Below are 8805 nucleotides of genomic sequence, written 5' to 3'. Positions count from 1 at the left end.
ACATGAGTAGTCCCTCTAGGTACGGATTTTAAGTGGCGCAAGACCACGTAACCAAACAAATTGGTGATAAACTTATTCTCAATCACTAAACGTAGTTTAGTAAAAAGAAAGTATCAAAAGGAAAAGTTCGCTTGAGAGCTGGTGCTGATAGGCAGATTCGAACTGCCGACCTCATCCTTACCAAGGATGCGCTCTACCACCTGAGCTATATCAGCACTCATAATGAGTGGAGCGGGCAGCGGGAATCGAACCCGCATCATCAGCTTGGAAGGCTGAGGTAATAGCCATTATACGATGCCCGCAACACGTAACTCTTCGAGCTATTTCCTAAAGAATATGGTGGAGGGGGACGGATTCGAACCATCGAAGGCAGTGCCGGCAGATTTACAGTCTGCTCCCTTTGGCCACTCGGGAACCCCTCCAAATTTTTATCCATTTCTCGCTCTCTAAAAGAGACGCATAGAGAAATGGTGCCGACTACCGGAATCGAACTGGTGACCTACTGATTACAAGTCAGTTGCTCTACCTACTGAGCTAAGTCGGCATAAGTGGTGCGCATTCTATTGAATGATTTTCTACCTTGCAATAGCAAATCCAAAAAAAAATGCCAAATTGGATACTTTCTGCTTTTTTGTTGAAAAATCGAGCAAATTGTTGGGCAAATCACGCGAATATCGATCATCTCGTTTGCAATCTAAGTCCGTTGTTGTAATGTCGCTGCTCGCATCTTCAACTCAGATTAGGACGACACATGACTCCCTATCTCTCTTTTACCCGACAGCAGTGGGCAGAATTACGCAATTCTGTGCCCATGACGTTGTCTGAAGAGGATTTGCGGGAGCTGCAAGGCGTGAACGAAAGCCTGACGATGGAAGAAGCGGTCGAGATTTATCTGCCCCTAGCGCGATTGCTTAATCTCTATGTCGCCGCTCGGCAAAGTCGCAATACCGTCCTGAACAATTTCTTGGGCAACCAAGAGAGTGCTCCACCTTTTATTATTGGGATTGCCGGTAGTGTGGCGGTCGGCAAAAGCACCACCGCTCGTTTACTCCAAGCACTGCTGTCACGTTGGGATAACCATCAAAAAGTCGAGCTGGTAACCACCGATGGCTTTCTTTACCCTAAGCGCGTACTCGATGAACGTGGCATTATGCACCGTAAAGGCTTTCCTGAATCTTATGATATCAAGCGTTTGGTACAATTCGTCTCAGACGTCAAAGCCGCCAAGCCCAACTTGGAAGTGCCGGTCTACTCTCACATCACCTATGACATCACCGATGAAGTCAAAGTGGTGGATAGACCTGATGTGCTGATTATAGAGGGGCTCAATGTGTTACAAAGTGGGATGGATTACCCACACGATCCTCATCGTGTGTTTGTCTCCGACTTCTTAGACTTCTCCCTCTATGTCGATGCCAACAGTGAGGTGATTGAGCAGTGGTATATTGAGCGTTTTCTAAAATTTCGCTCCGGTGCCTTCACTAAACCGGGGTCTTACTTCAGCCACTACACCCAGTTGTCGAAACAGCAGGCGATAGATAAGGCAAAGGAGATCTGGCATTCCATCAATGGTATTAACCTGCGCAACAACATCTTACCCACTCGCGAGCGTGCGCAACTGATCCTAAAAAAAGGACTCAACCACAAGGTGGAAGAAGTCCTTCTTCGTAAATAGCCTCGGGTGATAAAAACTCTCTTGCGATAGGCAGCCGATTATTCTGGCTGCGGGCCAAACCTATTCTCACCTTCTGTGCCTTTAAAGAAGCCGCACTCGATCAAAATCCACACTCCGCAAATCATCGCGACGACCGAAATGGCGGTTTGCAGCGCCACCGGTTGAGCAACTTGCCCAGGATCACCCACTGGCATCGTCATACGTCCGATAACAAGTGGAACATTCAGTAACAGCCACCAACTGGATTTGTCTCTGTCATGCCAACGCTTGGCGGTGATGGCTAAGTCAGGAATCAACACGATGACAAGGAACACCGGCAGGATGAGATGGGCCGTCGCTGGAATAACCGCGTTGAGTGTCGCAGCGAAGCTTACAATCACTAGGTAGTAAACCACATTCCACAGCCAATAAACCTTACGACCAATGCGGCCTTGAAATGAAAACAGCAGTGCTTTAATTGACATCGTATTCCCTAATGGTTAATTGATGATTTTTTGAAAACAGCTCGGGTCCATATCGCGAATATTAACGGTTAAGCTACGCACGTGTCCCGCTTGTTGTTGCAACACCGCCATTAATTGACGAGATAAATCACGCTTCTGTTCCTCAGTTCTTCCCGCCAACAGCTCGAAGCCAATATGAATAAAATCGCTACTGTCACCTTCATCCCCAAGCAGCCAATGATGGCAGCGCAATGCGCGAGACTTGACGGATAAGGTGTCGAACAGGCCTGATTGTAAAACCACGAAATGCAAATCCTCGAGCAATCCTTGCACATTAACACGCTCATCCACAGAGTTGGAGTATTCCATAACTAGGTTTGGCATCGATGTTGTTCCCTTTTTAGTGCGCTGGTTGGATAGGTATACGCCACTATTATCAATTTCTGTACTTATTTCGCACTCGATGCCAGCGATTCTGTCTACGGGATCACTGCCAGAGTGGTCAGTTATGCTAAATCCATGCGCAAGGCAGTCGGCAGAAGGTTTACAAACCCAATAAGACATGACGGTAATCATGATCTGGACCATTTAATCTGTTATATTCCTACCCAGATTTTTTACATTAATGAACGTTCTACGTTAAAAAGAGAGGGAGTATTCCTATGCGTCGTCCTGTAGTGATGGGTAACTGGAAATTGAATGGCAGCAAAGCAATGGTCACTGAGCTGCTAACGGGTCTAAACGCTGAGCTTGAAGGCGTTGAAGGTGTCGACGTAGCCGTTGCGCCACCAGCACTTTACATCGACCTTGCTGAGCGTGTCATCGCAGAAGGCGGTAACAAGATTATCCTGGGTGCACAAAACACTGACCTCAACAACAGCGGTGCCTTCACAGGTGACATGTCGCCAGAAATGCTGAAAGATTTCGGTGCTTCTCACATCATCATCGGCCACTCTGAGCGTCGTGAATACCACAACGAATCTGACGAGTTCATCGCAAAGAAATTCAACTTCCTAAAAGAAAACGGTCTAACCCCTGTTTTCTGTATCGGTGAATCTGAAGCGCAAAACGAAGCGGGCGAAACGGAAGCCGTCTGTGCTCGTCAAATCAATGCAGTGATCGACACTTACGGTGTTGAAGCGCTAAACGGCGCCATCATCGCATACGAGCCAATTTGGGCTATCGGTACAGGCAAAGCAGCGACGGCAGAAGATGCACAACGCATTCACGCTTCTATCCGCGCACTTATCGCTGCAAAAGACGAAGCGGTTGCTGCGCAAGTGATCATCCAGTACGGCGGTTCTGTGAAACCAGAAAACGCAGAAGCGTACTTCTCACAACCAGACATCGATGGTGCTCTCGTTGGCGGCGCTTCTCTTGACGCGAAGAGCTTTGCAGCGATTGCAAAAGCGGCGGCAGCAGCAAAAGCTTAATCCATCCTTTAAGGACATAGACAAAGGTCAGCTTGCGCTGGCCTTTTTTTGTTGCAGAGGTACAAAACCCACAGCCGGCCCAAATATGTGCGCCTCACACCATCTCAACGATGGGGTTGGTCGTCATAGGGCAGATAAAGTATGCTACGCTTTTCCGCCCGTGAGAGTTGACGTCCTCGATGCAAGATAAACATGGCCTGTTAACAGGTCACATTCCCGATGTTTTGCGCCAAATGACTGTGCCGATGACCTTTGGCATGATCGCTATTTTGATGTTCAACCTGGTCGATACGTTTTTTATCTCTCTGCTCGGTACCCAAGCGCTGGCAGCGGTCAGCTATACCTTTCCTGTCACCTTTGCCGTCAACTGCATCACTATGGGCATAGGAATGGGCATCTCCACCAACATTGCTCGTCTACTTGGCCAAGGCCATACCACCGATGCAGCGCGATTTTCGACCCACGGTTTGCTGTTAGCGGTGACCTTAGTGGCGTTGGCCTCCATCTCTGGATTGCTGACGATTGAGCCGCTCTTTCTACTGCTGGGCGCTGAGCCAGATTTACTTCCCCTTATCGACCAATACATGGCGATTTGGTATTTAACCATACCGCTGCTCGTCATTCCGATGGCGGGAAACAGCGCCATTCGCGCTACGGGTGATACCAAAACCCCGGCTAAAATCATGATGTTGGCTGGCGTGATCAATGGCGTGCTCGATCCTTTACTGATTTTTGGTTACGGCCCGTTTCCCGCACTCGGGATTCAAGGCGCGGCGATCGCAAGCGCCCTTAGCTGGGCAGGGGCACTGTTAGGCTCCTTGTATGTGCTCACGCGGCGCGAGAAGCTACTCGCCAAACCGGACCTCACCACCCTTCGCAGCGATTGCCAATCCATTCTAAAAATCGGCACGCCCGCGGCGCTGTCAAATGCCATGACACCACTCTCAGGTGCGATTCTGATGATGCTGCTTTCGACGCACGGCACCAGTGCCGTGGCGGCCTACGGTGCGGCGCAGCGGGTGGAGTCGATTCTTATCTTGGTGTTGATGTCGCTCACTTCTGCCCTGACCCCGTTTATGGCTCAGAACTTGGGCGCGAAAAATCCGCAGCGCGGCTTCGCCGGTTTGTTCCTCACCATGCGCTTTGCACTGATTTTCCAATTGGGGATTTTTGTCATGATGGTGCCGCTGAGCATTCCCATCTCCTCCCTATTTTCTCAAGAGCAAGCGGTCAAAGATCTGTTATGGCACTACTTACTCGTTGTGCCTTTTAGCTATGGGTTTCAAGGAATGTTGATGATGCTGGTCTCAGGGCTGAATGCGCTGCATGAACCGCTTAAAGCGTTTCAGTGGAGCTTTATGCGCCTGTTCATTTTCACCCTACCCAGTGCCTGGGTTGGCAGTCTTTGGTATGACATTGAAGGGCTGTTTATCGGCATTGCCGTTGGCAATGTCATCGGCGGTGTACTCGCCTACCTCTACGCGCTCAAACTGCGCAGCGCTCACTTGTCTGCACCGCGACACCCGTAAACGTTCAAAATGAGTCAGGATTTAGAGGAAAGTAAGCACTAGAAACGAACACACCAGCCGAAGCTGGTGTGGTGATTTAGAGCGTCTCATCGACGACATCGGTCTCATCGACGTCTAAATCTATATCAAGTGGCTCTTGGGAGAGGATCACGCCTGTGTTGTCAGCATAAAGGTAGTCTTCGGGTAAGAAGGTCACGCCACCGAAGTTGACGGCCACTTCCGTTTCACCCACGCCTTGTGAGCTTGCACCAACCGGAATCGAGGCCAAGGCTTGAATACCAATGCTCATATCTTCTAACTCATCGACTTCACGTACGCAGCCATAGACAACAATGCCTTCCCACTCGTTCTCTTCAGCAAGAGAAGCGAGCTCAGCGTCAATGAGCGCACGTCTTAGTGAGCCGCCACCATCGACCAACAGCACACGGCCTAAGCCGTCTTGTTCGAGCACTTCACGAATCAGCCCGTTGTCTTCAAAACACTTCACCGTTGTGATTTGGCCAGCGAATGACGCACTGCCGCCAAAGTTGCTGAACATGGGCTCGACCACATCGACCTGATCCATATAAACATCACACAAAGCGGACGTATTGTATTCCATGAGTTACCTTCCCAAACCGTTGGTTGACTCACTCGAGTATATCCGGTCATTAAGTCATTGCAATGACAAGGCGCAATAATACAAGCTCTTGTGAAGAGGATCAGACTCTCATCAGTGTTTGCACGACGACCACGCCAGCAAACAGCAGGTTGGTCAGCAAGGAGCATTTAACAATCACCGGCATCATCGGCGCAATCTGGGCGGGTTTATTCGCTAACCAGACCGCTCGGCCATGTTTAAACACCACCAGTACACTGAGCAAAAACGGCAAACTGACCCACATTGGTTCTGGTTGATGAAGTAAGTAGAGCGCAAAGGCTAACAGAGAGAAGCCCAGCAAGAAAAAGTGATAATGCTTCGCGCGTTGTTGGCCCAAGCGCACTGCAACCGTACGCTTGCCGCACTCTTGATCGTTCTCGATATCACGCATGTTGTTGATATTCAGTACTGCAACCGCCAACAACCCGCAGCCTATTGCCGGAAGAATCAATGACACTTGGACAACACCAGTGTGAAGAAAATAGGTCCCGGCCACGCCGAGCAAACCAAAAAAGAGAAATACAGAGACATCGCCGAGACCGACGTAGCCATAAGGCTTCGACCCCACCGTATAAGCTATAGCAGCGATGATCGCCAGTACCCCTAGGCCGATAAAGGCCAAGATGCTTTGCACACTCTCTAAGGCGTAGAAGACCAAAACCAGCCCGGACAATATCGTCATGATGACATTGATGACGATCGCTTGCTTCATGTCTTGGGTCGTTACCGCGCCCGACTGGATGGCGCGCATCGGGCCAAGACGTTTGTCGTTATCGGTGCCCTTGACCGCATCACCGTAATCATTGGCGAGGTTGGAGAGAATTTGCAATAAGGTCGCCGTCGCAAACGCCAACAGCGCGATCGGTAGAGAAAACTCATGATGAGAGTACGCTAGCACGCTACCGGTCAAAATCGACACCAGCGCCAGCGGCAGCGTTTTTGGCCGAGCCGCACCCAACCAAATTTGCAAAGACGCTTTCATAAACCAGAACCTTTGATCTCTATATCACTAATAAACTCGAGCTATTGTGACACTTTGCCGCAGCCGAAAAAACAAAAAAGGCCACGATGTGGCCTTTTTCTCACGCTATCACGCATCGGGTATTATTTTACGCGACCCACGTACTCGCCTGAGCGCGTGTCAACTTTGATCACTTCACCGATAGAGATAAACAGTGGTACACGAACCACAGCACCGGTTGATAGCGTAGCAGGCTTACCACCGGTACCCTGTGTATCACCTTTTAGGCCTGGGTCAGTATCTGTCACTTCAAGCTCCACGAAGTTAGGTGGCGTTACAACGATAGGGTTACCGTTCCACAGCGTCAGCATACAGGTGTTGTTTTCCACCAACCATTTTGCGCTCTCGCCCACGGCTTTCGCATCTGCCGCGATCTGCTCAAACGTTTCCGCATTCATAAAGTGGTAGAATTCACCGTCGTTATAGAGATAATCTAGATCGATATCCATAACGTCTGCGACTTCACATGTGTCACCAGACTTGAAGGTTTTCTCTAGCACTTTACCAGAAAGAAGCTTACGAATTTTTACGCGGTTGAACGCTTGGCCTTTACCCGGCTTAACGTATTCATTTTCAAGGATCACACAAGGCTCGTTGTCGAGCATGAGTTTCAAGCCGCCTTTAAATTCATTCGTGCTAACTGTAGCCATTTTTTCCTCTTACATTCTTAGAGCTAAATTCAATGCCGCCTATCATAACCCGAAAAGTCGAATCTGTTGAGCAAAACTGGCTCAATCAACTAGCAAGTGGGATCTCGGATCCGGCCGAGTTATTACGACATCTCGAGATTGACCCCACCCCGTGGCAAGACGGCTTTGCTGCACGCAAACAATTTGCTCAGCGCGTCCCGTTAAGTTTTGTTGCTCGCATGGAAAAGGGCAACCCAGAGGATCCTTTACTGCGCCAAGTTTTACCGGTCGCGCAAGAGCTTGAATGGCACCCAGGTTTTAGCCAAGATCCACTCGAAGAGCAAGATAACGCCCAACCGGGCTTACTGCATAAGTATCGCAATCGAGCGCTTTTAATTGTCAAAGGCGGCTGCGCAATCAACTGTCGCTACTGTTTTCGCCGCCACTTTCCCTATCAGGACAATCGCGGCAACAAAGCCGTTTGGCAAAAAAACCTCGACTACATCACCGCTCACACCGAGCTCAACGAAGTGATTCTCTCGGGGGGCGACCCATTAATGGCCAAAGATAGTGAACTGGAATGGTTGATTACCGCCATTGCAGCCATCCCGCATATTAAGCGTCTGCGCATTCATACTCGCCTGCCTGTGGTGATCCCTGCTCGCGTCACAGAGGAGTTGTGCACACTGCTGGCCAGCACGCGACTGCAAGTGGTAATGGTCACCCACATCAATCACGCCAATGAGATTGATGCGCCCTTCAGCGAAGCGGTGCGCGCGCTTAAGCAGGTTGGTGTGACCATGTTGAACCAAGCGGTGATGCTGAAAGGTATCAATGACAGTGTGGATGCCCAAGTGGCGTTAAGCGAGTCTCTATTTGATGCGGGCATTTTGCCCTACTACCTGCATGTGCTAGATAAGGTGCAAGGCAGCGCGCATTTTCATATTTCAGACAGCGAAGCGAAAAACATCATGGCGGGAGTGATCGAGCGCGTGTCCGGTTACCTTGTGCCTACCTTGACGAGAGAGATCGGCGGCAGAAAAAGCAAAACCCCCCTTGATTTACATTTAGAGTAATCCCGACGACAAAAAGCTTTTGTTCGCTCCTCTGAGACACTCAGTGCATACTTCGCGGTTTCCAAGTATCACTCATACCCATCTCAGAGGAGACCATGCACCCTTCACTCTCATCCTTGTTAGACCTCGGTCCGTTTTCTTGGTCAGCGCTGCTTTGCTGCGCCATCAACGGCATTCTTATTGGTGTCGAACGTCAAACACGCGGCAAGCCAGTCGGCATCCGCACTTCAATCCTTATTATCGCAGGCACGTACTGTTTTATGTCGATGGCCGTATCGCTCTCACCGAACACCTTAGACCAAGCCCGCGTATTGGGTCAGATCATTACTGGGGTTGGCTTTTTAGGCGCAGGCGTGATG

The 8805-nt window shown here is 49.8% G+C and carries 10 protein-coding genes and 4 tRNA genes; 5 read left to right on the top strand and 9 right to left on the bottom strand.

The features are described from left to right. Positions 1–139: 139 nt before the first annotated feature. The 4 genes from AC6R0L_RS01560 to AC6R0L_RS01545 all read right to left on the bottom strand — a co-directional run bounded on the left by AC6R0L_RS01560 (position 140) and on the right by AC6R0L_RS01545 (position 544). Positions 140–215 (bottom strand) — tRNA-Thr (locus tag AC6R0L_RS01560). Between the two features lie 12 nt (positions 216–227). After that, positions 228–302 (bottom strand) — tRNA-Gly (locus AC6R0L_RS01555). A gap of 35 nt (positions 303–337) precedes the next feature. After that, positions 338–422: transfer RNA gene (locus AC6R0L_RS01550), tRNA-Tyr, on the bottom strand. A gap of 46 nt (positions 423–468) precedes the next feature. Then, positions 469–544 (bottom strand) — tRNA-Thr (locus tag AC6R0L_RS01545). Between the two features lie 207 nt (positions 545–751). On the opposite strand from AC6R0L_RS01545, the gene coaA reads away from it, so the two are divergent. Beyond that, positions 752–1675 (top strand): type I pantothenate kinase, encoded by a 924-nt coding sequence (gene coaA / locus AC6R0L_RS01540; RefSeq protein WP_500625634.1) that lies wholly within the window; start codon positions 752–754, stop codon positions 1673–1675. A gap of 38 nt (positions 1676–1713) precedes the next feature. Here the strand turns inward: coaA and AC6R0L_RS01535 are convergent, their stop codons facing one another. Both AC6R0L_RS01535 and AC6R0L_RS01530 read right to left on the bottom strand, forming a co-directional pair. Then, a complete protein-coding gene (locus AC6R0L_RS01535) occupies positions 1714–2139 on the bottom strand; it encodes a DUF805 domain-containing protein (protein WP_500628027.1) in 426 nt (141 codons plus the stop codon). A 15-nt stretch (positions 2140–2154) separates the two neighbouring features. Then, positions 2155–2502 (bottom strand): 5-carboxymethyl-2-hydroxymuconate Delta-isomerase, encoded by a 348-nt coding sequence (locus AC6R0L_RS01530; RefSeq protein WP_334555628.1) that lies wholly within the window; start codon positions 2500–2502, stop codon positions 2155–2157. A 278-nt stretch (positions 2503–2780) separates the two neighbouring features. On the opposite strand from AC6R0L_RS01530, the gene tpiA reads away from it, so the two are divergent. Further along, on the top strand, positions 2781–3551 hold the full coding sequence (gene tpiA, locus AC6R0L_RS01525) for a triose-phosphate isomerase (RefSeq protein ID WP_010445251.1): 771 nt from the start codon (positions 2781–2783) through the stop codon (positions 3549–3551). 179 nt (positions 3552–3730) lie between these two features. After that, complete coding sequence (locus tag AC6R0L_RS01520; RefSeq protein WP_500628026.1) at positions 3731–5080, top strand: MATE family efflux transporter; 1350 nt, start codon at positions 3731–3733, stop codon at positions 5078–5080. 76 nt (positions 5081–5156) lie between these two features. Here the strand turns inward: AC6R0L_RS01520 and rraA are convergent, their stop codons facing one another. From rraA to efp, 3 genes are all read right to left on the bottom strand, one after another. Next, a complete protein-coding gene (gene rraA, locus AC6R0L_RS01515) occupies positions 5157–5681 on the bottom strand; it encodes a ribonuclease E activity regulator RraA (RefSeq protein ID WP_334555630.1) in 525 nt (174 codons plus the stop codon). A gap of 100 nt (positions 5682–5781) precedes the next feature. Further along, entirely contained in the window at positions 5782–6702 is a 921-nt protein-coding gene (locus tag AC6R0L_RS01510) for a 1,4-dihydroxy-2-naphthoate polyprenyltransferase (protein ID WP_487902600.1), read from the bottom strand. A gap of 122 nt (positions 6703–6824) precedes the next feature. Continuing rightward, a complete protein-coding gene (gene efp / locus AC6R0L_RS01505; protein WP_334555632.1) occupies positions 6825–7391 on the bottom strand; it encodes an elongation factor P in 567 nt (188 codons plus the stop codon). 32 nt (positions 7392–7423) lie between these two features. Between efp and epmB the strand changes: the two genes are divergently transcribed. Continuing rightward, entirely contained in the window at positions 7424–8446 is a 1023-nt protein-coding gene (gene epmB / locus AC6R0L_RS01500) for an EF-P beta-lysylation protein EpmB (RefSeq protein WP_500628025.1), read from the top strand. A gap of 95 nt (positions 8447–8541) precedes the next feature. Further along, the coding region (locus AC6R0L_RS01495) for an MgtC/SapB family protein (RefSeq protein WP_500628024.1) at positions 8542–8805 on the top strand (264 nt) is incomplete at its 3' end.

This window comes from Vibrio sp. R15-SG3-ISO1A (assembly GCF_059833955.1).
This window is presented reverse-complemented; position numbering and strand designations above follow the sequence as displayed.